The following is a 23,625-nucleotide window of genomic DNA, read 5'->3' as shown; positions in this document are numbered from 1 at the left end:
ACTCCTGGAGGTGGTCGAGCAGGGACGCCTGAGCGGGGCCAGAGCCCAGCCGGGCTCGAAGCTGTCGGCTCCGTCGCAGTACGCACCTTCGCAAACCACCAGCACATGACGACGCCCCAAAAGAGCATGGACGGCCTAGACGTGAACTCCAGGGCCGGCGACCTGAGCGGCGAAAAGCCCGTGGGTTTCGCCGACTACGAAAACGTGCCCGAAGGGCACTTCTACGACCCGGACGCGGAGTACGAGCCCGACCCCGAGTACGCGGCCACCCTCGCCCCCGACGCTGCCCGCCAGCGCCGTGAGCGGATCGGCCCGACCGGACGGCCGCTGCCGTACTTCCCGATCCCGGGTCCGCTGACCGACCACGGTCCGGCGAAGATCATCGCGATGTGCAACCAGAAGGGCGGCGTGGGAAAGACCACGTCGACCATCAACCTGGGCGCCGCACTCGCCGAGTACGGGCGGCGCGTGCTGCTCGTCGACTTCGACCCACAGGGCGCGCTGTCCGTGGGCCTCGGGGTCAACCCGATGGAACTCGACCTGACGGTCTACAACCTGCTCATGGAGCGGGGCATGTCGGCCGACGAGGTGCTGCTCAAGACGGCCGTTCCGAACATGGACCTGCTGCCGAGCAACATCGACCTGTCCGCCGCCGAAGTGCAGCTGGTCAGTGAGGTCGCGCGCGAGTCGACGCTCCAGCGGGCCCTGAAGCCCCTGATGGCCGACTACGACTACATCGTGATCGACTGTCAGCCCTCGCTCGGTCTGCTGACCGTGAACGCCCTGACGGCGGCTCACAAGGTCATCGTCCCGCTGGAGTGCGAGTTCTTCGCGCTGCGCGGTGTGGCGCTGCTCACCGAGACGATCGAGAAGGTGCAGGAGCGGCTCAACCCCGAGCTGGAACTCGACGGCATCCTCGCCACGATGTACGACTCCCGTACGGTGCACAGCCGTGAGGTGCTGGCGCGCGTCGTCGAGGCCTTCGACGACCACGTCTACCACACGGTCATCGGCCGTACGGTGCGCTTCCCGGAGACCACGGTCGCCGGTGAGCCGATCACCACGTACGCGTCCAACTCGGTCGGTGCCGCCGCCTATCGCCAGCTGGCCAGGGAGGTGCTCGCGCGGTGTCCCGCCGAGTGAGTCTGCCCGGGGCCGACGAACTGTTCCGTACGACCGGGGGGATGGCACTCCAGTCGTCCTCGCCGAGGCGGGACGAACCGGCGGCCGGCGAGCAGGGGCCGGGACCGGGGCAGGCGGCGGGGCAGGCGGAGCCGGCGGTGGGCTCACCGCGACGCCCGCAGGAAGGTTCTGTCAGCCCGGAGTCCCGGCGGGGCAACGGCGGCGGGCAGGGCCGGGGCGCGAACCGGCGGCCGAGCGGGCGTGAACGGCACGACGAGAAGATCACGGTCTACGTCTCCGCCGAGGAGCTCATGGACCTGGAACACGCGCGGCTGGTGCTGCGCGGGGAGCACGGGCTGGCGGTCGACCGGGGCCGCATCGTGCGCGAGGCGGTGGCGGTCGTCCTGGCCGACCTGGAGTCCCGCGGCGACGCGAGCATCCTGGTCCGCCGCCTCCGCGGCCGCTAACCCCCGCCCGCCCCCGGCACCCGACCGCCGCCCCCGACCCGGGACACCCGGCCCAGGCCCCCGGCCCACCCGGTTCTGGCCCCCGACGCGCGTCCGGTCCCGGCTCAGGGCCCCGGCCCGGCCCCGGCTCGGGACACCCGACCCGCGCCCGGTTCTGCCTCAGGCCCCCGGCTGGCGCCCGTCTCAGGCCCCCGGCCCGTGCCCGGTCCCGGCTCCGGGTCCCCAGCTCGTGCCCGGTCCCGGCCCGCCCGGCTCTGCCTCCCGGCCCGTGCCCGGTCTCGGCTCCAGACGCCCGGCTGGCGCCCGGCCAGCGTCCGGTCTCGGATCCGGGCCACGGCCCGTGCCCGGTTCCGGTTCCGGTTCAGGGATGGATCCCGGTCCGTGCCCGGTTCAGAGCCCCCGTTCGCGCCCGGTTCTGGCTTTACTGCCCCGGCCCGCGTCCGGTCCCCGCTCACTGCCCGAGTCCGGTTCCGGCCCCCGGCTGGCGCCCGGTCTCGGCTTCGGCCCCCGGCCCGGTTCCGGCTCAGGATCCCGGCCCGCGCCTGGTTCTGGGTTCAGGGCCCCCGGCGAGCGTCCGGTCCCCGGCTCACTGCCAGCGTCCGGTTCCTGCTCAGGCCCCCCGGTCCGCCCCCCGGTCTCGGCGTGGCCCCGGCCCGCGGCCGGTTGGCTCAGGATCCCGGTCCGGCTCAGGTTCTGGCCCGCCCTGCGTCCGGTCCCGGCTCAGGACCCCGGCTCGCGTTCGGTTTCTGCTCAGGCCCTTGGGCCGCGTCCGGGTCCGGCTTAGGGGTCCTGGGCTCTGCCGCTTGCAGGCGCCACGGGGCTGTGTCCGCCCCGTGGGGGCCTTGAGGGCACGGTCCTCGACCCGTGGTCGTCCCGGCTGCCGCAGGCCCGCCTGTGCCGGCTCAGCCACTTCTGCGCCCCGCCGCCCCTTGGGGGCGTGCTCGGCATGCTCTGCCGATCCCTTCCGGCGGCTGTGCCGGTCACGGCTCTGGGGCGCTGCACCGCCGCCTTGTCCGGGTTCGGGCGTGCGGGTCTCGTGCCGGGTGCGGGTTTCCGCCGGGCGATGCGGGTGTGCGGGCGGGCCGGGCTTTAGGGTGCTCGTGGCGGCGGGGACTGCCCCTGGCCGCCCCGTCCGGACGCGAGTCGTGGCCGGCCGACCGGACGCCCCTTCCGCACCACCCTGGATCGCGATGCCCACTTCCGCCGAACCCGGCCGCCCGAACCGCCGCCGCCCGCTGGGCCGAGGCCCGGGTGCGGCCGCCCCCCAAGGTGCGGCCGAGCAGGAGGCTCTCCCCGATCCCGCCCTTTCCCGAAACCGGGGGGAGACCCCCGGCCCCCCTCCCGCCCCCGACGCGGAGGCGGACGCGGCTGCCGCCGCACCCGCACCGGCGCCCGCCGGCGCGGCCGGTGCGCCGGAGCGCGCCACTGTTACCGGACCGGGAGATGCCGCACCGAGGCCCGTGGACGGGGTCTCGGACCTGGCCCTGCGGGCGCCTGGGGCGGCACCAGGGCCGGGGGATGCCGCACCGGAGCCCGTGGGCGGGGGTTCGGACGAGGCTCTGCGGGCGCCGGGGCGGGCACCTGGGCCGGAGGGGACGCCCGCGTCGGCTGTCGCACCGGGGCCTGTGGATGGAGGCTCGGATGTGGCCTCGGGGGCTGCCGGACCGGGGCCCGTGGGCGGGGGCTCGGATGGGGTCTCGGGGGTGTCGGCGGGGGGTGTGGCCGCGGCGGGGCACGGGGAGGCGGGGTCGCGGGGGCGGGGTGGGTTTACGCTGCGGCTGGACAACTTCGAGGGGCCGTTCGATCTGCTGCTGCAGCTGATCTCGCGGCACAAGCTCGACGTCACCGAGGTCGCGCTGTCGAAGGTGACCGACGAGTTCATGGCGTACATCCGGGCCATGGGCCCCGACTGGGATCTCGACCAGACCACCGAGTTCCTCGTGGTCGCCGCCACCCTGCTCGATCTGAAGGCCGCGCGGCTGCTGCCCGTCGCCGAGGTCGAGGACGAGGCCGACCTCGCGCTGCTGGAGGCCCGGGACCTGCTCTTCGCGCGGCTGCTCCAGTACAAGGCGTACAAGCGGGTCGCCGAGATCTTCCAGGGCCGCGCCGAGGACGAGTCCCGCCGCTACCCCCGCACCGTCGGGCTGGAGCCGCACCTCGCCGGGCTGCTGCCCGACGTCGTCATCAGCATCGGCGCCGAGGGCTTCGCCCGGCTCGCCGTCCGGGCGATGCAGCCCAAGGCGAAACCGCAGGTCTACGTGGACCACATCCACGCCCCCCTCGTCAGCGTGCGCGAACAGGCCGGGTTCGTCGTCGCCCTGCTCAGGGCCCGGGGGGAGGCGACCTTCCAGGAACTCACCGAGGACGCCCCCGACACCCTGACCGTCGTCGCGCGCTTCCTGGCCCTTCTGGAGCTCTACCGGGAGAAGGCCGTCGTCCTGGACCAGGAAGAGGCTCTGAGGACGCTCACGGTGCGCTGGAGCGGCGGGGACGGGGACGGGGACGCGGGAGGGCCGCCGGGCGTGAGCGACGAGTTCGATCGGATCGTGGAGGTCAAGGAATGAGCGACGTGTCCGAGCTGGCGCTGAAGCCGGCCCTGGAGGCCGTCCTCATGGTCGTGGACGAGCCCGCGACCGAGGAACACCTGGCCAAGGTGCTGGAGCGGACCCCGAGGGAGGTCGCGGGCGCGCTGCGCGAGCTCGCCGACGACTACGCCGTCCAAGGCCGCGGGTTCGAGCTGCGGCTGGTCGCCGGGGGCTGGCGGTTCTACAGCCGCGCCGCCTACGCGTCGGCCGTGGAGGCCTTCGTACTGGACGGGCAGCAGGCCCGTCTGACGCAGGCCGCGCTGGAGACGCTGGCGGTCGTCGCGTACCGCCAGCCGGTCAGCCGGTCGAGGGTCTCGGCGGTGCGCGGAGTCAACTGCGACGGGGTCATGCGGACCCTCCTGCAGCGGGGTCTGGTGGCCGAGGCGGGGACGGAACCTGAAACAGGTGCGATCCTGTACAGGACGACGAACTACTTTCTGGAGCGGATGGGCCTGCGCGGCCTGGACGAGCTCCCGGAGCTCGCGCCCTTCCTCCCCGAGGCGGACGCGATCGAAGCCGAGACGCAAGAGGGTGTTCCGTCGTTCGATCCGGACTCTCCGGATACCGATGAAGACGACAAGACGACGGAACTTTGATGCGAAGCAGCGGCAACGGCAACGGTGGCAACAGGAACAGCGGCGGCGGTGGCGGCGGCGGGCGTGGTAACGCCCGCGGCGGCAGCTCCAGCGGCGGCGGGGGCGGCTACCGCGGTGGCGGCTCCGGCGGCGGCAGCGGCTCGGGAGGCGGCTCCCGCGGCGGCAGCTCCGGCGGCTACCAGGGCGGCGGCTCCCGCGGCGGCAGCTCCTCGCGTGGTGGCAGCTCCGGCGGCTACCAGGGCGGCAGCTCCTCCCGCGGCAGCGGCTCCGGCGGTTACCAGGGCGGCGGCTCGCGCGGCGGCAGCTCCGGCGGCTACCAGGGCGGCAGCGGTGGCGGTTACCAGGGCGGCGGTTACCAGGGTGGCGGCTCCGACCGCGACCGCGAGCCCGCTCCCCGCATCCGCAACCCCCGCCCCGAGGAGCGTCGCTACGACGTCGGCCCCGAGGGCGAGCGCAACGGCCGCGGCGGCGCCAAGGCCGGCGGCGGCGGTGCCCGCGGCGCGGCCGACGGCAACCGCGGCGGTGCCCGCGGTGACGCGGCGCGCGGCGGTGCCAAGGGCGGCCCCAAGACCTCCAAGACCCCCGGCATCGGCGGGGCCGGCGGCCCGCGCCGCGGTCCCGGCAGCCGCAGCGGCCAGTCCCGGCCGCGCGAGCTGGACGCGCGGATCGAGGAGCGCGTGCGCGACCGATACGCCGACAAGCCCGTGATCAAGACCCCGAAGACCTTCCCGGGCGCCGAGGAGGAGGGAGAGCGCCTGCAGAAGGTGCTCGCCCGTGCCGGCATGGGCTCGCGCCGCGCGTGCGAGGAGCTCATCGAGCAGGCCCGTGTCGAGGTCAACGGCGAGATCGTGCTGGAGCAGGGCAAGCGCGTCCAGCCGAAGGACGAGATCAAGGTGGACGGCCTGACCGTCGCCACCCAGTCGTACCTGTTCTTCGCGCTGAACAAGCCGGCCGGTGTCGTCTCCACGATGGAGGACCCCGACGGCCGCCAGTGCCTCGGCGACTACGTCACCAACCGTGAGACGCGTCTCTTCCACGTCGGCCGGCTCGACACCGAGACCGAGGGCATCATCCTGCTCACCAACCACGGTGAGCTGGCCCACCGCCTCACGCACCCCAAGTACGGCGTGAAGAAGACGTACGTCGCGGCCATCACCGGCCCGCTGCCCCGCGAGATCGGCAAGCGCCTCAAGGACGGCATCGAGCTGGAGGACGGCTACGCCCGCGCCGACCACTTCCGCGTCGTCGACCAGGTCGGCAAGAACTACCTGGTCGAGGTGACCCTCCACGAGGGCCGCAAGCACATCGTCCGCCGCATGATGGCGGAGGCCGGCTTCCCGGTCGAGAAGCTCGTCCGGACCTCCTTCGGTCCGATCGAGCTGGGCGACCAGAAGTCGGGCTGGCTGCGCCGCCTGACCAACACCGAGGTCGGCATGCTCATGCGCGAGGTCGGCCTGTAGTCGTCCGGCCGCCGGCGCGAGAGCGTCCGGCCGCCACGAGAAACCCGCGGTGCCTTCGGGCACCGCGGGTTTTTTCGCTTGTCCGGACCCCGATCACTGTTTATAGTCAGGGTGACTATTAAAGGGATGAGGGAGGGGCCCGGCATGAGCTGGACCATGAGCTGGACCGAGGTGCTCGGCTTCGCCACCGGCGCCCTGTGCGTATGGCTGGTCGCCCGGCAGCACGTCGCCAACTGGCCGATCGGCATCGCCAACAACGTCTTCTTCATCGTGCTCTTCGCCCAGTCCGGCCTGTACGCCGACGCCGGACTCCAGATCGTCTTCATCGCCCTCGCCGCGTACGGCTGGTGGTCCTGGACCCACGGGGGTGGACCGGGAAGCACCGAGGCCCTGCCGGTGCGCCGCACCACGCGCACCGAATGGGCCGCGCTCGCCGCGGCGGGGGCGGTGGGGGTGCTCGGCCTGACCCTCCTGCTGGACGCGGCCACCGATTCCAGCGTCCCGTTCTGGGACGCCCTGACCACCGGGCTCTCGCTGGCCGCCACCTACGGACAGTGCCGCAAGCTCGTCGAGTCCTGGTGGCTGTGGATCGCCGCCGACCTCGTCTACGTCCCGCTCTACGCCTACAAGGGGCTCTACCTGACCTCCGCCCTGTACGTCGGCTTCCTCGCGCTCTGCGTCGTCGGACTGCTCGGCTGGCGGCGCGCGCTGCCCGCGCCGGGGACCCGTACCGGTGGTGCGCAGACGGTGGGGGCGAGGGCATGAGGCGCTTCGGGCATGGGCTGGTGCTGGGCAAGTTCTACCCGCCGCACGCCGGGCACCACCACCTCGTACGGACCGCCCAGGACCAGTGCGAGCGGCTCACCGTACTGGTGTGCGCGGCCTCGGTGGAGTCGGTGCCGCTCGCGGACCGGGTCGCCTGGATGCGCGAGGCGCACCCCGGGGCGGAGGTCGTCGGCGCGGTGGACGACATCCCCGTCGACCTGTACGACCCGGCCGTCTGGGAGGCCCACATGGCGGTCTTCCGGGGCGCGGTCCCCGGCCGCGTCGACGCCGTGTTCACCTCGGAGGAGTACGGCGGCGAACTCGCCCGCCGGTTCGGGGCCGAGGAGGTCCTCGTGGACCGGGAGCGCACCCTGTTCCCCGTCTCCGGTACGGCGGTCCGCGCCGACCCCGTCGCGGCCTGGGAGTTCCTGGGGCCCGCGGTACGGGCGGCCCTGACCCGGCGGATCGTCGTACTCGGCGCCGAGTCCACCGGCACCACGACGCTGTCGCGGGCGCTGGCCGGGCACTACCGCTCCCGCGGCGGGGTCTGGGCGAAGACGGGCTGGGTCGCCGAGTACGGGCGCCGGTACAGCGAGGAGAAGCTGGCGGCGGCCCGCGCGGCGGACCCGGCGGCGTCCTGGCCGGACGTCTCCTTCACCTCGGAGGAGTTCCCCGTCATCGCGCGCCGCCAGGACGCGGACGAGGAGCGGGCGGCCCGCCTCGGCTCGCCGGTGCTGTTCTGCGACACGGACTCCTTCGCCACCGGGATCTGGCACGAGCGGTACATGGACGGCCGCAACGCGGAGGTCGAGCGGATCGCCGCCGGCAGGCTGCGGGACCTCTACCTGCTGACCGACCACGCCGACGTGCCGTTCGAGGACGACGGGCTGCGCGACGGGCCCCAGCTGCGGCCCTGGATGACCGGCCGGTTCCGGGAGGAACTGGAGCGGACCGGGCGCCGTTTCCTGGTCGTGGCCGGGGACCGGGAGGCGCGGCTGGCCCGGGCCGTCGCCGCGGTCGACGAACTGCTCGGCGAGGGCTGGCACTTCGCGGACCCGCTGCCCGAGAACGTCCGGGTGCAGGCCTCGTGACCGCCGGATACGATCCGCACGCCTTCGAGCCGTTCGCGGTGACCGTCGACCTCGCCGTCTTCACCGTCCGCGCCGGCGCCCTGCACGTGCTGCTGATCCGGCGCGGGCAGGAGCCGTACGCGGGCACCTGGGCGCTGCCCGGCGGTTTCGTGCTGCCCCGGGAGTCCGCCGAGACGGCCGCCCGGCGGGAACTCGCCGAGGAGACCGGGCTGGCGCCGGGCGTGGTCGCCGCCCTGCACCTGGAGCAGCTGCGCACCTACAGCGATCCGGACCGCGACCCCCGGATGCGGGTGGTCTCGGTGGCCTTCACCGCGCTGGTCCCGGACATGCCCGAGCCGGCCGCCGGGGGCGGCGGAGACGCCGACCGGGCCCGCTGGGTACCGGTGGGCGAGGCGGCCGCCCCGGGCGCGGACCCGGGCCCGGGCTCGGACCCCGGCGTCGGATCCGGGCTGGCCTTCGACCACGCCGTGATCCTCGCCGACGCGCGGGAACGGGTCGGCTCGAAGCTCGAATACACCTGCCTGGCCAGCGCCTTCTGCCCGCCCGAGTTCACCCTCGGCGAGCTCCAGGCCGTCTACGAGACCGTCTGGGACACCGCCCTGGACCGCCCCAACTTCCGCCGCAAGGTCCTGGCCACGCCCGGCTTCGTCGAGGCCGTGCCGGGAGCCGCCCGGCTCACCGGCGGTCGCGGCAAACCGGCCGCGCTGTACCGGCCGGGACCGGCGACCACCCTGCACCCGCCCCTGCTCCGACCCTCGGAAGGACCCACGCGATGACGAAGAAGGCGGCCAAGCGAGCCGCGACGGGCGCGCTGATCGGCCTGGCCCTGGGCGACGCCCTGGGCTTCCCCACGGAGTTCCACGACGTGCCGACGATCCTGGCCAAGACCGGCCCCTGGCGGGAGATGGGCCTGCCCCGCCCGGCGATCGTCACCGACGACACCCAGATGACGCTGGCCCTGGCGCGCGGCATACGCACGGCAGCCGACCGCGGCCGGGTGGGCCCGCTGCGCCTGGCCCGGCCGGTCCGGGAGGAGTTCGTCGACTGGTACCACTCCCCGGAGAACAACCGGGCCCCGGGCAACACCTGCCTGAAGGCCTGCCACCTGCTCGACCAGCCGGAGCGCGACTGGCGGGACGCCAGCCAGATCGGCTCCAAGGGCTGCGGCGCGAACATGCGGGTGGCGCCGGTGGGCCTGGTCCCCGGCTGGACGGAGGAGGAGCGGGCCGGCGCCGCCCAGCTCCAGTCGGCCCTCACCCACGGCCACCCGACGGCGCTCGCCGCCTCGGACCTCACGGCCCGCGCGGTGTACTTGCTGGCCGAGGGCACGGAGGTGACGGGTCTGGTGGGTCTGCTGCGCTCGTACGCGCTGGAGAACCGCACCCGCTACCACGAGCGGTGGCTCGGCGACCTCTGGATGCGCACCGCCTCCGACGCCTCGGCGGAGTCCTTCATCGCGCGGGGCTGGGACGAGTGCCTGGCCGTCCTGGACCGCCTCGCGGCGGCCCTGCGCGACCCCTCGCCGGAGACCGACCCCTGCCTGACCACCGGCGACGGCTGGATCGCCGAGGAGGCCTTCGCCACGGCCCTGCACTGTTTCCTGCTCTTCCCGCAGGAGCCGCTGCTCGCCCTGCGCCGGGCCGCCTGCACGCGCGGCGACTCGGACTCCCTCGCCTGCCTCGCCGGCGCCTTCGCGGGTGCCCACCTCGGCGCGGACGTCTGGCCCCGCGACTGGGAGGGCCGGATCGAATACCGCTCCGAACTCCTCACCTTCGGCGCCCTCTGGGACGCGTGAGGGCCTAGGAGGCGACCGAGGCGGCCGCCGAGGCGCTGCGGGCGCGGTGGAGGAAGTCCGCCACGCGGGCGTGGTCCGGGGACTCCGGGAGCGGGGTGGTGGAGAGGGCCGCCTCGGTCTCCTGCGAGAGGCGGGCCATCCAGGAGTCGACCTCGGCCCAGGACAGCTCGCCGCGCCTGACCGCGAGGAGGCGGTCGCGGTGCGGGCCGGCGCCGATGGTCAGCCGGCCCGTGCGCAGCAGGTCGCGGCAGGACAGCAGCAGCCGCAACAGGTGCATGGCGTGCTTCCAGCGCGGGGCGCCGTGGATGCGGACGTCCGCGACGAGTCTGGTGTGCTGCGATGCCGCATACCGGCTGAAGCTGGTGTGGGCCCGGCGGGAGAGGAACGCCCCGCGCAGGGAGAGGAGTTCCTCGCCCACCGGGGTCACCCGCTCCACGAGCGGGGAGTGCAGGCACTCCAGGATGTTCGGGTTGGCGCGCAGGGCGAGCTCGCAGAAGCGTTCCAGCTCCCAGGAGAACTGCTCCTCCCGCGGCCCCTCCACATGCGTCGGCGGCTTCTCGAACCGCCAGAACAGCGGCGTGGGGGCGAGGTAGACACCGCGCCGGTCGGTGTCGCTCGCCTCCGTCGCCAGGCCGAACGCCCGCGAGCCCATCACGCACGCGTACACCGTGTGGTCGCGCACCAGTTCCAGGGATTCGGGCGTCAGTTCGTTCATCGGGGGAGCGTAGCCAGAGCGCCGCCCGCCCCGCGAGGGGATTCAGGCGAGCTGGATCTCGCCGGCCGGGGTCACGTTGATCTTCTTCTCCGCGAGCGGGCGGGTCGACGGTCCCTTGACCACCGCGCCGTCGGTGACCTTGAACTCGCTGCCGTGGCAGGGGCAGTCGATGGTGCCGTTCTCGACCTTGTTCACGAGGCAGCCCTGGTGCGGGCAGACCGCCGTGAAGCAGCGGTAGGACCCGGCCGTCGGCTGGGTCACCACCAGCTTCTGCTCCTTGAGGACGGTCCCGCCGCCGACCGGGACGTCCGCCGTCTTCAGCAGCGCCTTCCCGGCGGCCGGGGCGGAGCCCTGCTCGCTCGCGGGCGGCTGCGGGGCCGGGCTGCCCGTCGCGGGCGCGGCCTTGTCCTCGCTGCCGCACGCGGTGAGGGCGCCGCCCGCCAGCGCGGCCGCTCCTGCCGCCAGAACCGTACGCCGGGCCGTGCGGTTGGGGTCGCTCATGACATCTCCTCGCTCATTGCCGGGATGGCGAGAGGCATCCTGGCAAGTGGCGGGCCCCATCAGAAGCCCGCCACACCGATTCAGGGCCCCGGCTGCCACGGCGCCAGTTCCGCCGGACCGCCAGGGGTACGTACCACCTGCCACACGCGGCTCACCGCGTCCCGGTTCAACGGGCCGTGGACATGCGGGTAACGGTCTCCGGATTCACCCTCACGGCGGACCTCCGACGTCAGCGCAGACTCGTCGAGTTCCACCGCGAGCAAGGTTCCCGGCGTCTCGCGGTAGTGGGTCCCGGCGATCGCGAGGACGGTCTCGGGATCCGCCGAACAGTGCACGAAACCCTGCGATTCCAGCGAGGACGGCGCGTACGGGAGGTCGGGCTCGGCGGTCCAGTCGGAGAGCGGGACGATGTGGAAGAACATGCCGAACGTTCTACCGCAGCGCCGGGCCGGCCGGCCCGCGCCAGGTGGCGGCGGTGTCCGGTCCGGGTGACATTGTCCGTGTCTCGAAGCCGGGGTGTACAGGGTTGTGCGGCCCGGCCCCTCTTCGAAAGGCGTGACCATGGCGGGAAATGACCTGGGCTCTCTGCTGGGCGGCCTCCTCGGCGGCAGCGGTGGCAGCGGCGGCGGAAGCGGCCAGGGCGGCGGCGGCAACATCCTCGGCGCGCTCCTCGGCGCCCTCATGGGCGGCGGCGGTGCGGGCGGCGGCGCCCAGGCGGCCGGAGGCGGCGGGAGCAACCCGCTCGGCGGACTGATGGACATGCTGACCAAGTCGGGCCTGACCGACCAGGCGCAGTCGTGGATCGGCAAGGGCGACAACCAGCCCGTCTCCGGCGCGCAGATCGCCGAGGCCCTGCCGGACGCGACCCTCCAGAAGGTGGCCGAGCAGACCGGCGTCAGCCCCCAGGAGGCCGCCGACCAGATCGCGCGGTCGCTGCCGACGGCCGTCGACAAGCTGAGCCCGGAAGGGCAGCTGCCGTCGGGATCGCTGGAGGACATCATCCGGCAGCAGAACCTCTAGCCGGTCCCCGGCCGGCATCCGGCCGGTCTGCGGGGCCCGGCGGCCGTCCGAGGGGCGGTCGCCGGGCCCCCGTCCCGTACGGGCTGGCTACCCTGAGTCAGGACTGCCCGTACGCGATCAACCCTGGAGCGCCCCGTGAGAACCGCCGTCGTCATCGGAACCGGACTGATCGGCACCTCCGCGGCGCTCGCCCTGACCGCCCGCGGGATCGCCGTCCACCTCGCCGACCACGACCCCTCCCAGGCCCGGACGGCCGCCTCCCTCGGCGCCGGTACGGACGACACCCCGGAAGGCAAGGTCGACCTGGCGATCGTCGCCGTACCTCCGGCGCACGTCGCTGCGGCGCTGGCCGACGCGATCGGCCGGGACCTGGCGCGGGCGTACGTGGACGTGGCGAGCGTCAAGGGCGGCCCGCGGCGGGAGCTGGAGGCGCTCGGCGTGGACGTCACCGCGTACATCGGGACGCACCCGATGGCCGGCAAGGAGCGCTCGGGGCCGCTGGCGGCGACGGCGGACCTCTTCGAGGGGCGGCCGTGGGTGCTGACGCCGACCCGGGACACCGACCACGAGGTGCTCAACCTGGCGCTGGAACTGGTGGCGCTCTGCAAGGCCGTACCGGTGGTGATGGACGCCGACGCCCACGACCGGGCGGTGGCGCTGGTCTCGCACACCCCGCAGCTGGTGTCGAGCATGGTCGCGGCGCGGCTGGAGGAGGCCGACGAGACGGCGGTCCGGCTGTGCGGGCAGGGGATCCGGGACGTGACGCGGATCGCGGCGTCCGATCCGCGGATGTGGGTGGAGATCCTCTCGGCGAACCCGGGACCGGTGGCGGACGTCCTGTCCGGGATCGCGGCCGACCTCTCGGAGACGGTGGAGGCGCTGCGGGGGCTCCAGTCGGCGGACGAGGCCAAGCGGCGCGGCGGCGCGGCGGGGATCGAGGACGTCCTGCGGCGCGGCAACGCGGGGCGGGTACGGGTGCCGGGCAAGCACGGGGCGGCGCCGATGGCGTACGAAACGGTCGGGGTGTTCATCAGCGACCAGCCGGGCGAGCTGGCGCGGATCTTCGCGGACGCGGGCCGGGCCGGGGTGAACATCGAGGACGTGCGGATCGAGCACGCGACGGGACAGCAGGCCGGTCTGGTGCAGCTGATGGTGGACCCGCGGGCCGTTCCCGGCCTCACGGCCGAACTCCGCGACCGCGGCTGGGCCCTGCGCCAGCAGTGACCCCCGGGGGGGCCGCCCCCCGGACCCCGGCCCCCCGCCTCGCACCCCTGCCGGTCCGGCGGGGCCGGGCGGGGGCGGGACGGGGGCCGGACGGGGCGGGAACGGGGGCGGGGCCGGGAGGTGCGCGGGGCCGGTAACCTTGGAGAGGGGCGCTTTGGCGCGCCCGGACACGTACGCGCAACCAGGAAGGTGCCCGCACCGTGGAAACCGCAGCTCCGTCCGCCGTGATCGTCGCCATCGACGGTCCCTCCGGCACGGGCAAGTCCAGCACCTCCAAGGCCGTGGCCGCCAAGCTCGGGCTGCGCTACCTGGACACCGGTGCCCAGTACCGGGCCATCACCTGGTGGATGATCACCAACGGCGTCGACACCGAGGACCCGCACGCGATCGCGGTCGCCGCGGGCAAGCCCGCCATCGTCTCCGGCACCGACCCCTGCGCGCCCACCATCACCGTCGACGGACTGGACGCCTCCGGGCCGATCCGGACCAAGGAGGTCACCTCCAAGGTCAGCGCCGTCAGCGCCGTCCCCGAGGTCCGCACCCGGATCACCGAGCTGCAGCGCACCATCGCCGCCGACGCGGACGGCGGGATCGTCGTCGAGGGCCGGGACATCGGCACCACCGTCCTGCCCGACGCCGACCTCAAGGTCTTCCTCACCGCCTCCGCCGAGGCCCGCGCCGCCCGGCGCAGCGGCGAGCTGAAGGGCAAGGAGGCCACCGACCTGGCGGCCACCAAGGAAGCCCTGATCAAGCGGGACGCGGCCGACTCCGGCCGCAAGACCTCCCCGCTGGCCAAGGCCGGCGACGCCGTCGAGGTCGACACCACCGAGCTCACCCTCGACCAGGTCATCGAGTGCGTCGTGACCCTCGTCGAGGAGAAGCGGGCGGGGCGCAAGTGAGCGAAACGCCCTCCCTCAAGGGTGCGGCGGTCGGCCGGCGGATCGGGATCGGCCTCATGTACGGGCTGTGGAGACCGCGCGTGCTGGGGGCCTGGAAGGTGCCGGCCTCCGGCCCCGTCATCCTGGCCGTGAACCACGCGCACAACATAGACGGCCCCATGCTCATGGGCACGGCCCCCCGGCCGCTGCACTTCCTGATCAAGAAAGAGGCCTTCATAGGCCCGCTCGGTCCCTTCCTGGAGGGGATCGGGCAGGTGAAGGTCGACCGGTCCGGCACCGACCGCACCGCGATCACCCGGGCGCTCGGCGTACTGGAACAGGGCGGGGCCCTGGGGATCTTCCCCGAGGGCACCCGGGGCGAGGGAGACTTCGCCTCGCTCCGCGCCGGGCTCGCGTACTTCGCGGTCCGCGGCGCGGCGCCCATCGTGCCGGTCGCCGTGCTCGGCAGCACCGACCGCCGGGGCCGGCTCGTCAAGGGCCTGCCGCCGCTGAGGAGCCGGGTCGACGTCGTCTTCGGCGACGCCTTCGACGCGGGGGACGGCAGTGGCCGCCGTACCCGTACCGCGCTGGACGAGGCCACCGTACGCATCCAGGACCGGCTGACCGCCCACCTGGCCGACGCCAAGCGCCTCACCGGGCGCTGAGCGAGACTTGACCTAGTAGTGGAACCGCGCTGCGCGGGTGCCACCGATCACCACGAACGACGAGGAACGGACTTCATGAACGACCAGCACGACCACGGAGCGCTTGGCGATGCCGAGTACGCGGAGTTCATGGAGCTCGCCGCGGAGGAAGGCTTTGACGTCGAGGACGTCGAAGGCGCGATCTCGGAGGCCGGCCACGGGCCGCTCCCCGTACTCGCCGTCGTCGGCCGCCCGAACGTCGGCAAGTCGACCCTGGTGAACCGGATCATCGGCCGCCGCGAGGCGGTCGTCGAGGACAAGCCGGGCGTCACCCGCGACCGCGTCACCTACGAGGCCGAATGGGCCGGCCGCCGCTTCAAGGTCGTCGACACCGGCGGCTGGGAGCAGGACGTCCTCGGCATCGACGCCTCCGTCGCCGCCCAGGCCGAGTACGCCATCGAGGCCGCCGACGCGGTCGTCTTCGTCGTGGACGCCAAGGTCGGCGCCACCGACACCGACGAGGCCGTCGTCAAGCTGCTGCGCCGGGCCGGCAAGCCCGTCGTGCTGTGCGCCAACAAAGTCGACGGCCAGAGCGGCGAGGCCGACGCGGCCTCCCTGTGGTCGCTGGGCCTCGGCCAGCCGCACCCGGTCTCCTCGCTGCACGGCCGCGGTACGGGCGACATGCTCGACGCCGTGCTCGAAGCGCTGCCGGAGGCCCCCGAGCAGACCTTCGGCGGCGCCGCCCTCGGCGGCCCGCGCCGCATCGCCCTCATCGGGCGCCCGAACGTCGGCAAGTCCTCGCTCCTGAACAAGGTCGCGAAGGAGGACCGGGTCGTCGTCAACGAGCTGGCCGGCACCACCCGCGACCCGGTCGACGAGCTCATCGAGCTCGGTGGCGTGACCTGGAAGTTCGTGGACACCGCGGGCATCCGCAAGAAGGTCCACCTCCAGCAGGGCGCCGACTACTACGCCTCCCTGCGCACCGCCGCCGCGGTCGAGAAGGCGGAGGTCGCGGTCATCCTGATCGACACCACCGAGACGATCAGCGTCCAGGACCAGCGCATCATCACCATGGCCGTCGAGGCCGGCCGCGCGATCGTGATCGCCTACAACAAGTGGGACGAGCTCGACGAGGAGCGCCGCTACTACCTCGAGCGCGAGATCGAGACCGAGATGCAGCAGGTCGCCTGGGCGCCCCGGGTGAACGTCTCGGCGCTCACCGGCCGCCACATGGAGAAGCTGGTCCCGGCGATCGAGACGGCGCTGGCGGGCTGGGAGACGCGCGTCCCCACCGGCCGGCTGAACGCCTTCCTCGGCGAGGTCGTCGCCGCGCACCCGCACCCGATCCGCGGCGGCAAGCAGCCCCGCATCCTGTTCGGTACCCAGGCGGGCAGCAAGCCGCCGCGGTTCGTCCTCTTCGCCTCCGGCTTCCTGGAGCACGGCTACCGGCGCTTCATCGAGCGCCGCCTGCGCGAGGAGTTCGGCTTCGAGGGCACCCCGATCCACATCTCGGTGCGGGTGCGCGAGAAGCGCGGTGCCCAGCACAAGAAGAAGTAGGGCGTACGCGGTGACGCCGGGCCGGGGTCAGTAGCCCCGGCGCGGAGCGGGCGGCAGGGCCGCCGGGACGTGGTGCGTCCCGGTCTGGTGCTGCCGCCCGTTGCCGTATCCGGCGGCGGGCGCCGGGGCGGTGTGCTGCGCGGTGACGCTCTGGCCCGCGTACGAGTAGGCGGGCTGCGGGACGTACGAGGGCTGCCAGGCCTCCGTCTGCTGCCACGCGGGGCTCCAGCCGGAGCCGCTGAGGCTGCCGCCGCCGTACGGGGATTCGCCGTGGGAGGCGTAGTGGGCGCCCCCGTACGAGAAGGCCGTGAAGCCGAGGTCCTCCTCGCCCGTACGGTCACCCGGCAGGGTCCGGAAGGCGCGCAGGTACTCCGAGTACAGGGTGTCGAAGATCGGGGTGTGCGAGGCGGCCGGAGCGCTCTGCCGGTCCCGTGCGGGGCGCAGCGGGGTGACGGTGCTCGGGTGGTACGGGGCGCGGGGTGGGTCGTATGGATGCACGTATCAGCCAACGAAAACGGCGCCCTGCGGATGCGGGCGCCGGGGGAGAAAACGCAGATCGCCGGGGGTGCGCGGGACGGACCGCGCAACCCCCGGCGCACGCCGTCCGGCGCCCTCGGCGGGGGCGGACGGCAGTTCGGGGCGGAGGGGGATCAGGCGCCCGGCGTACCGGCCAGGGGCATCGAGGCGGCGACGAGCTTGCCGTCGGCGGCGGCCTTGTCGAGGGCGTCGCGCAGCAGGTCCTCGCGGGGCTGCTGGCCGATGGAGCCGACCGGGGCGGCGTAGATGAGCACGCGCTGGGTCTTGTTGACGGCGGCTCGCCAGCCGTCGGTGACCGACAGGGCCTGGTGCGCCTGCCACCAGGCGACCTGACCGCCGCCGTCGGCGCCGGGCTGGAGCACGGCGTGCAGCTGGCCGGCGGCGAGCAGCACGGACCAGCCGCCCAGCGGCGAGGGGAGCTGGGCCGTGTCGGTGACCGGGATGAAGCCCTGCTCGATCAGGAGCGGCAGGAAGTCGTCGCCGGGGCCCGTGGTGCCGGGGCGGGCGATCGGCGCGGTCGGCTCGACCACGAGCGCGGGGTGCAGCTCGCCGCCGATCAGGACCAGGCCGCTGGTGATGCCGAGGACGGCCTGGCCGCCGGGGACGTTCTGCGGCGAGTCGGAGGGGGCCGCGGGGCCGGCGGGGGCCGGGCCGTCGCCGGTGATGCTGCGGACCGCGCCCTGGAGCTGCTCCTCGGAGACGGAGACGACCTGCGAGGGGATGCAGGTGGCGTGGGCGAACGCGAGGACGGCGGTCTCCTCCCCGACGAACAGCACCGTGCTGGTGGGGTCGTTCTCGGGGTCCCCGGGGGTGCGGCAGGAGGTGCAGTCGTAACTGCCCGGCGCGTCGGGGCCGACGAGCAGCCTGTCGGCTTCTTCGTCACCGATCTCGGCACGAACCTCATCACTGACGTCGAGCATGCGCGGCACGGGGTGGCTCCTCGGACTAGGCGTGCGGGGGCCGGGCGGTTCCCGGCTCGCCGGGCTCAACGGGGGATCGGCGGGTGGGGTCACGCCGATTGAGGGAACGGAATCGAACCTGGCACCCGCAGGAGTGAACGGTCGGACCGCACCTTCGTTTCCGTGCCAAGTGTTGTTTGGTTGTGCGCAGTTGGTGGCCGGTGCTGGCCGTTTCGGGTGGGGTGGCGGGTCGGCCGTCCGGGTGGGCCGCAGGGACGCGCCGCGTGGCGGGCCGGGGGGCCGGCGGGGGCCGCGTAGCGTGGCGCGGTGCCCGATCTGCGCTTCCGGCTCCGCCCGCGCCCCCACCGGGTCCGGCGGGCCGTGTCGGCGGCCGCGCTGGCCCTCGTACTCCCCTGGACCGTGGCGGAGCCCTCCGCGGCTTCGGCCCCGCCGCCACCGGCGCCCGGGCCCGCGGCGGCGCACCCCGGCTCGCCGGGGGTGATCGGGACCGGCCCCGGGGACTGCGGGCCGGGCGGTGAGTGGCCCTGGGACTGCGTGGCCGACTGCGAGAGCAGCGGGCGGTGGTCGGTCAACACCGGGAACGGGTTCTACGGGGGGCTGCAGTTCTGGCAGCGGACGTGGGAGGAACACGGGGGACTGGCCTTCGCTCCCCGGGCCGATCTGGCGACCCGGGCGCAGCAGATCGCGGTGGCCGAGGAGCTGCTGGGCACGCAGGGGTGGGAGGCGTGGCCGGTGTGTTCGAAGCGGTACGGGCTGGCGGGGCGGATGCACGTGGTGCGGGCCGGGGACTCGCTGGACTCGATTGCCCGGCTGCGCCGGGTACGGGGCGGCTGGTGGGCCCTGTACGAGATGAACCGCCCCGTGGTCGGCCCCCGGCCGCAGGCCCTGACGGCGGGCACCCTGCTGACCCTGCCCCCTGCCGACGACCCGGCGCGTCCGGCCCCGGCCCCGGCCCCGGCTCCGTAGGGGACCCCGGCGCGCCGCGCCGGGGCGGGGAATCCGGTGCCCGAAGGTGAAGGAGATGTAAGGAATCTGAGGGGGATTCGCCTGGTCTGAACCAGCGCGTCCGGCAATACTCCACGGTAATTAAATGGCACCGGGCGGGAATTCGAAACCACCGGTACGGCGGGCGTGTCGCGCCCTCCGAAACAATTGCCGGGGCACCTTTGCAGACGGAGTGGGGCGAACGCGCCTCTGTCAAAGAACTGTCGACATTCCGTGACCCAAGCGTGACCCGGGACGGGCGAACGCCCCGGCGTCACGCTGACGACTTGGCCAAATGGACGACCGCGCCCCAAATGCCCGCGGCGGGCCGGTCGGTGACCGGCCCGCCGCGAGGGTGGGCTGTGTGCGGCGCGGGGGAGTCGTGCGTACCGCCCCCGCGGGCCGGGCGGCTCAGCCGCCGGCGACCGGGCGGGCCGAGGTCCCCCGGGCGGCGGCTCCGGCCCGCTCGGTGTGCGCCGGGCGGCGGCTGCCGGCCGGGGTGACCGGGGTCCGCTCGGAGCGGATGACGTGCGGCCGTGGCAGGTGCGCGGCGGGCCGGACGGTGACCGGCGAGTGCCCCGCCCCGGCGGTGGCGGCCGGCGCGGGCTGGGCCGCCGGGGCGAGGGGCCCGACGGGACGGCGGCGCTGCCACTTCCCGCCCGCGGAGAGCAGCGGGGTGAGCGCGGCCGCGACCGGCTCGGGCACCAGCCCGGCCTCCACGCGGCGGCGCATCCGCTCGCGGACCTCGAACACGTAGGCCTCGATCCGGGCGATGAGCGGCTCGAACCAGGGCAGCGCCAGCAGGATCAGCAGGCCGGCGGACCAGCCGAGCAGCACGTCGCTGACCCAGTGGGTGCCCAGGTAGACGGTGGTGGCGCCGACGCTGAGCGAGACGACCGCGGAGACCACGGACAGCACCCGCCGGGTGACCGTGGTGGAGGCCAGATAGGCCAGGATCCCCCAGGTCACGACGGCGTTGGCGGTGTGGCCGGAGGGGAATATATCGCCGCCCGCGAAGAGCTCGGCCGAGCCGATCTCCCGGGCGTAGTGCGGGCCGAGCCGGCCGAGGCCGAGCTTGACGGCGCCGACGGTGATGTTGAGGAGCAGCAGTGACACGCCGAGGGTGATCAGCGGGCGCAGGGTGTGCTGCCGCCAGGAGCGCCAGCCGAGCCAGGCCGCGACCATGACGGCGGTGGGCCCGCGCTGGCCGAGCACGACGAGGTAGTCGAGGAAGGCGTGCAGCTGGGGCCACTGCTCGTAGGGCCGGAAGAACATGATCTGCCAGTCCAGCCGGACCAGCCAGGAGGTGGTCAGGACGGCCACCACGATGGCGAGGTAGAAGGCCAGGGTCGACCCCAGGAGCACGACGCGGTGCCGGCTCATCCGCGGCGTTTGCAGATGAGCCGGTCGCTCTGGTTCCCGGTCGAGCCGGGCGAACGCCCGGTCCAGACGGGTCAGGAAATGTTCGGTACGCACTGAATCGACGTTACCGCGCGGCGATGCTCGGCCCGTGCGAATCACGCGCTTTGTGATGACCATGTGATGTGGAGTTGGTCTCACGCGGGAGTTAATTCCCTTTATCGCGGCATTCGTTGGAGCCGCCTTGATCCATCGTCCGTACATTGTTTCTCATGCTTACCTGAACTTTATTTCGGCAGGCGGGATTTCCTTACGGGGGTCCCGACCCGTTCAGCCAGAACGCCCCGTACACCGCCGAGGCCGCGGCCACCGCCCCCAGGACCGCGGCCGCCCGCCCGGTCCGCCACCGCGCCAGCGCCACCGCGACCGGGAACATCAGCGGGAACGCCGGCAGCAGCAGCCGGGGCTTGGAACCGAAGTACCCCGAGGCGCAGAGCGCGAGCGCGACCACGATCCCGCAGTACACGAGGAGCGCGGCCGGCTGCCGCTGCCGTACGCACAGCGCGTACAGCCACAGCACCAGCGCGACCCCCGCGATCAGCCCGACACCGGCGAGGAAGGCGGAGGAGGCGAGGCGCGCCCCGATGAAGCGGGCGAAGGCCCAGCCCCCGTCGAAGCCGTTGCCCCAGCCGCCCTGTACGTCTAGGTACCCGAGCAGCCCGCCACCGGTGCGGGCCCCGACCCACAGCACGTACGCCGCCGCCCCCAGCGGGGCCAGCAGCACTCCGGCCGGCATCCGCCAGGACCGCTCCCCGCCCCGCCAGGCGAGGACGGCGGCCACCCACACCGCCGCCACCACCGCCGCGCCGACCGGGCGGGTCAGCCCGGCCCCGGCCGCGAGGAGGCCCGCCGTCAGCCAGTGCCCGCGCAGGGCCCCGTACAGCGCCCAGGCGGCCAGCGCGGTGAACAGCGATTCGCTGTACGCCATCGACTGCACGATGCCGACGGGCAGCGCGGCCCAGGCCGCCACCGCGAGCACCCCGGCCCGGCGGCCGTAGGAGAGGTCGGCGACCGCGAAGATCCCCCAGGCCGCCGCGAGGCCCGCGACCACCGAGACCACCAGGCCCGCCGAGCCGTACGACAGTCCGGTCGGCGCCGCGACCAGCCGCTCCAGCCAGGGCAGCAGCGGGAAGAACGCCAGGTTCGAGTGGACGGCCCCGCTCGGCAGGACCACCTCGTACCCGTACCCCTCGGCCGCGATCCGCGCGTACCAGAGGGAGTCCCAGCGCGCCGAGAGCAGCGTGTGCGGGCTGCTGCCGGCCACCGCCCCCCACACCCCGAGGGCGGCGAGCCCGAGCAGCCGGACCGCCGCGAAGACGGCCAGTGCGGGCGCGGCCCGGCGAAATCCAAGATCTTTCACAGGGACGATTATCGGTGGCCCTTCCAGGGCGGAACGGACGCAACCACGGGCCGTGAGCGGTCGTGTACACGGGGGGAGGGGCGGGCCCGGGGCGAGTGGCGCACGCCACACGGCGACCGCCGTCGGGATGAGAGCTTGACCACGTGAGGCGCTCACGAACTCGCGTACGCTGACCGTTCACTCGCACGTCGACGCCGGACCCCGTAGGACGCCGCACCGCGCACCACCCACAGCGGCTCCGCAAGACGCTGGTCCACCGAGTACGAGGGCTCACCCCGGGAGGTACATGCATGTCGGAGACGAACGCGGCCGGCCACAGGTCCGTCGGCAGCGCCGACGGCCACCCGGCCCCTTCTCTCCGGCAGCGGATGAGCGCTGCCTCCGGCGGCGCCAACCGCTGGTTCGTCCTCGCCGTCCTCTGCGTCAGCCTCGTCCTCGTCGCGCTCGACGCGACGATCCTGCACGTGGCCGTCCCCTCCGTCACCGAGGACCTGCGCCCCGGCCCGATGGAACTCCTCTGGATCGTCGACGCCTACCCGCTGGTCTGCGCCGCGCTGCTGATCCTGTTCGGCACCCTCGGGGACCGGGTGGGCCGCCGCCGGATCCTGCTCCTCGGCTACGGGCTCTTCGGCGTCGCCTCCGCGATCGCCGCCCTCGCCGACAGCGCGCAGGTGCTGATCGCGGCCCGCGCCCTGCTCGGCATCGGCGGCGCGATGATCATGCCCGCCACGCTGTCGATACTGCGCCAGGTCTTCCCCGACCGGCGCGAGCGGGCACTCGCCATCGGCATATGGACGGCCGTAGCCGCCGTCGGGGCCGCCAGCGGGCCCGTACTCGGCGGCTTCCTCGTCGAGCACTTCTGGTGGGGCTCCGTCTTCCTCATCAACATCCCGCTCATGGCGCTGATCCTGCCGCTGGGCCGCTGGCTGCTGCCCGAGTCGAAGGGCTCCTGCGACGGCCCGTGGGACGTGCTCGGCGCGTTCATGGCCGCCGCCGGCGTGCTCGGCGCGGTCCTCGGGATCAAGCGGATCGGGGCTGAGCGGCACCTCGCCGACGCCGGGGCGCTGGTCCCGCTGCTGCTCGGGGCGACGCTGCTGGTGCTGTTCGTCCGGCGGCAGCGGCGGCGCACGCACCCGCTGATCGACATGCGGCTGTTCTCGCGGGCCGCCTTCTCGACGTCCGTCGGCTGCATCGTGCTCGCCATGCTGGCCCTGGTCGGACTGGAGCTCATAGCCGTCCAGTACCTCCAGCTGGTGCTGCGGCTGAGCCCGCTGGAGACGGGGCTGCGGCTGCTGCCGCTCACCTTCGCCGCCATGGCCGCCGGCGCCACCGGCTCGTACACGCTCGCCCGGATCGGGCCGCGCACGATGGTGTCCGGCGGCTTCGTGCTGACGGCCCTCGCGGTGCTGCTGCTGACGCTGATGGGGCAGCAGGACCGGCCGGCGCTGCTCACCGTGGGGTTCATCCTGCTCGGCTTCGGCCTCCAGACCACGCTGTTCGCGGCCTACGAGTCGATGCTGAGCGAGGCCCCGGCGGCCACGGCGGGCGGTGCGGCCTCGATCGGCGAGACCTCGTACCAGCTGGGCGCGGGCATGGGCATCGCGCTGCTCGGCAGCGTCATGAACGCGGCGTACGCGCCGGGGCTCGTGGGGGTGCCGGGGGTTTCGGAACGGGACGCGGCGGGTGCGGCCCACTCGCTCGGCGAGGCCTACCAGATCGCGGCGCAGCTCGGCGGCCCCGCCGGGGCGGCCCTGCACGCGGCGGCGCGGCACGCGTTCGTCCACGGGCTGCACGTGACGCTGCTGGTCAGCGCGGGTCTGCTGCTGGCGGGGGCGGTGATGGCGCTGAAGCTGCCGAAGGTCATGGAGTGCGGGGGCGAGGCCTCCGGCGGTGACGGTGCCGAGGCCGAGGCGTGGGTGCCGGCGCAGACCGCCGGTGAGCCGTGCCCGGCTTCCTCGGGGCGAGTGGCCTGAGCGCCGCCGCCG

Annotated in this window: 22 protein-coding genes and 1 pseudogene; 16 read left to right on the top strand and 7 right to left on the bottom strand. The window is 73.9% G+C overall.

Translation table 11 applies throughout. The features are described 5' to 3' along the window. Positions 1 to 105 precede the first annotated feature (105 nt). The 9 genes from IE248_RS23985 (at position 106) to IE248_RS23945 (ending at position 9,881) form a co-directional block, all read left to right on the top strand. Complete coding sequence (locus IE248_RS23985) at positions 106 to 1,143, top strand: ParA family protein (protein WP_229895477.1); 1,038 nt, start codon at positions 106 to 108, stop codon at positions 1,141 to 1,143. Next, a complete protein-coding gene (locus tag IE248_RS23980) occupies positions 1,128 to 1,589 on the top strand; it encodes a hypothetical protein (RefSeq protein ID WP_063781014.1) in 462 nt (153 codons plus the stop codon). The genes IE248_RS23985 and IE248_RS23980 overlap by 16 nt, the downstream gene beginning before the upstream one ends. Before the next feature lie 1,703 nt (positions 1,590 to 3,292). Next, positions 3,293 to 4,153, top strand: a complete 861-nt coding sequence (locus tag IE248_RS38695) for a segregation and condensation protein A (protein ID WP_417810654.1) — start codon at positions 3,293 to 3,295, stop codon at positions 4,151 to 4,153. Continuing rightward, positions 4,150 to 4,770 carry an SMC-Scp complex subunit ScpB gene (gene scpB / locus IE248_RS23970; protein WP_037794354.1) on the top strand — a complete coding sequence of 207 codons (621 nt, stop codon included), beginning with the start codon at positions 4,150 to 4,152 and terminating at the stop codon, positions 4,768 to 4,770. The genes IE248_RS38695 and scpB overlap by 4 nt, the downstream gene beginning before the upstream one ends. Then, a complete protein-coding gene (locus tag IE248_RS23965; RefSeq protein ID WP_073797196.1) occupies positions 4,770 to 6,230 on the top strand; it encodes a pseudouridine synthase in 1,461 nt (486 codons plus the stop codon). Before scpB ends, IE248_RS23965 begins: the two co-directional genes overlap by 1 nt. Before the next feature lie 144 nt (positions 6,231 to 6,374). Continuing rightward, on the top strand, positions 6,375 to 6,995 hold the full coding sequence (gene pnuC, locus IE248_RS23960; protein ID WP_229895475.1) for a nicotinamide riboside transporter PnuC: 621 nt from the start codon (positions 6,375 to 6,377) through the stop codon (positions 6,993 to 6,995). Continuing rightward, positions 6,992 to 8,086 carry an AAA family ATPase gene (locus tag IE248_RS23955; RefSeq protein ID WP_190031624.1) on the top strand — a complete coding sequence of 365 codons (1,095 nt, stop codon included), beginning with the start codon at positions 6,992 to 6,994 and terminating at the stop codon, positions 8,084 to 8,086. Before pnuC ends, IE248_RS23955 begins: the two co-directional genes overlap by 4 nt. Then, positions 8,083 to 8,862 (top strand): NUDIX hydrolase, encoded by a 780-nt coding sequence (locus IE248_RS23950; RefSeq protein WP_190031623.1) that lies wholly within the window; start codon positions 8,083 to 8,085, stop codon positions 8,860 to 8,862. The genes IE248_RS23955 and IE248_RS23950 overlap by 4 nt, the downstream gene beginning before the upstream one ends. Continuing rightward, entirely contained in the window at positions 8,859 to 9,881 is a 1,023-nt protein-coding gene (locus tag IE248_RS23945; protein WP_190031622.1) for an ADP-ribosylglycohydrolase family protein, read from the top strand. The genes IE248_RS23950 and IE248_RS23945 overlap by 4 nt, the downstream gene beginning before the upstream one ends. 4 nt (positions 9,882 to 9,885) lie before the next feature. Here the strand turns inward: IE248_RS23945 and IE248_RS23940 are convergent, their stop codons facing one another. The 3 genes from IE248_RS23940 to IE248_RS23930 form a co-directional block, all read right to left on the bottom strand. Further along, positions 9,886 to 10,596, bottom strand: coding sequence for a nucleotidyltransferase domain-containing protein (locus tag IE248_RS23940; RefSeq protein WP_190031621.1), 711 nt, complete (start codon positions 10,594 to 10,596; stop codon positions 9,886 to 9,888). Between the two features lie 42 nt (positions 10,597 to 10,638). Beyond that, positions 10,639 to 11,097: a Rieske (2Fe-2S) protein gene (locus IE248_RS23935; protein ID WP_073774834.1), complete on the bottom strand. Its 459-nt coding sequence runs from the start codon at positions 11,095 to 11,097 to the stop codon at positions 10,639 to 10,641. A gap of 80 nt (positions 11,098 to 11,177) precedes the next feature. Continuing rightward, positions 11,178 to 11,519, bottom strand: a complete 342-nt coding sequence (locus IE248_RS23930; RefSeq protein WP_190031620.1) for a DUF952 domain-containing protein — start codon at positions 11,517 to 11,519, stop codon at positions 11,178 to 11,180. Between the two features lie 139 nt (positions 11,520 to 11,658). Here IE248_RS23930 and IE248_RS23925 point away from each other — a divergent pair, with 139 nt between their 5' ends. The 5 genes and pseudogenes from IE248_RS23925 (at position 11,659) to der (ending at position 16,420) form a co-directional block, all read left to right on the top strand. Beyond that, positions 11,659 to 12,117: a YidB family protein gene (locus IE248_RS23925; protein ID WP_073797191.1), complete on the top strand. Its 459-nt coding sequence runs from the start codon at positions 11,659 to 11,661 to the stop codon at positions 12,115 to 12,117. 117 nt (positions 12,118 to 12,234) lie between these two features. Next, a pseudogene (locus IE248_RS23920) lies at positions 12,235 to 13,341 on the top strand (prephenate dehydrogenase); the annotation flags it as partial. 200 nt (positions 13,342 to 13,541) lie between these two features. Beyond that, positions 13,542 to 14,240 (top strand): (d)CMP kinase, encoded by a 699-nt coding sequence (gene cmk, locus IE248_RS23915; RefSeq protein WP_008742702.1) that lies wholly within the window; start codon positions 13,542 to 13,544, stop codon positions 14,238 to 14,240. Between the two features lie 56 nt (positions 14,241 to 14,296). Further along, positions 14,297 to 14,884, top strand: a complete 588-nt coding sequence (locus IE248_RS23910) for a lysophospholipid acyltransferase family protein (protein ID WP_229895482.1) — start codon at positions 14,297 to 14,299, stop codon at positions 14,882 to 14,884. 75 nt (positions 14,885 to 14,959) lie between these two features. Beyond that, positions 14,960 to 16,420 carry a ribosome biogenesis GTPase Der gene (gene der / locus IE248_RS23905; RefSeq protein WP_008742700.1) on the top strand — a complete coding sequence of 487 codons (1,461 nt, stop codon included), beginning with the start codon at positions 14,960 to 14,962 and terminating at the stop codon, positions 16,418 to 16,420. Positions 16,421 to 16,447: 27 nt separating this feature from the next. On the opposite strand, the gene IE248_RS23900 is transcribed toward der, so the two are convergent. Next, a complete protein-coding gene (locus IE248_RS23900) occupies positions 16,448 to 16,918 on the bottom strand; it encodes a hypothetical protein (RefSeq protein ID WP_008742699.1) in 471 nt (156 codons plus the stop codon). 152 nt (positions 16,919 to 17,070) lie between these two features. Continuing rightward, positions 17,071 to 17,886: a DUF8842 C-terminal domain-containing protein gene (locus IE248_RS23895; protein ID WP_037794344.1), complete on the bottom strand. Its 816-nt coding sequence runs from the start codon at positions 17,884 to 17,886 to the stop codon at positions 17,071 to 17,073. Positions 17,887 to 18,183: 297 nt separating this feature from the next. Here IE248_RS23895 and IE248_RS23890 point away from each other — a divergent pair, with 297 nt between their 5' ends. After that, the gene (locus IE248_RS23890) at positions 18,184 to 18,843 is read left to right on the top strand and encodes a LysM peptidoglycan-binding domain-containing protein (RefSeq protein ID WP_190031619.1); all 660 of its coding nucleotides are present in this window, start codon (positions 18,184 to 18,186) and stop codon (positions 18,841 to 18,843) included. Between the two features lie 429 nt (positions 18,844 to 19,272). Here IE248_RS23890 and IE248_RS23885 read toward each other — a convergent pair whose 3' ends face one another. Continuing rightward, a complete protein-coding gene (locus IE248_RS23885) occupies positions 19,273 to 20,337 on the bottom strand; it encodes a phosphatase PAP2 family protein (protein WP_190031618.1) in 1,065 nt (354 codons plus the stop codon). A 193-nt stretch (positions 20,338 to 20,530) separates the two neighbouring features. Continuing rightward, positions 20,531 to 21,649 carry a putative hexosyltransferase gene (locus tag IE248_RS23880; protein WP_373301599.1) on the bottom strand — a complete coding sequence of 373 codons (1,119 nt, stop codon included), beginning with the start codon at positions 21,647 to 21,649 and terminating at the stop codon, positions 20,531 to 20,533. 281 nt (positions 21,650 to 21,930) lie between these two features. Between IE248_RS23880 and IE248_RS23875 the strand changes: the two genes are divergently transcribed. Beyond that, positions 21,931 to 23,613, top strand: a complete 1,683-nt coding sequence (locus IE248_RS23875; RefSeq protein WP_373301596.1) for an MFS transporter — start codon at positions 21,931 to 21,933, stop codon at positions 23,611 to 23,613. The last annotated feature ends 12 nt before the right edge of the window (positions 23,614 to 23,625 follow it).

It is taken from the genome of Streptomyces goshikiensis, from assembly GCF_014650555.1.
Taxonomy (GTDB): Bacteria; Actinomycetota; Actinomycetes; order Streptomycetales; family Streptomycetaceae; genus Streptomyces; species Streptomyces goshikiensis.
This window is presented reverse-complemented; position numbering and strand designations above follow the sequence as displayed.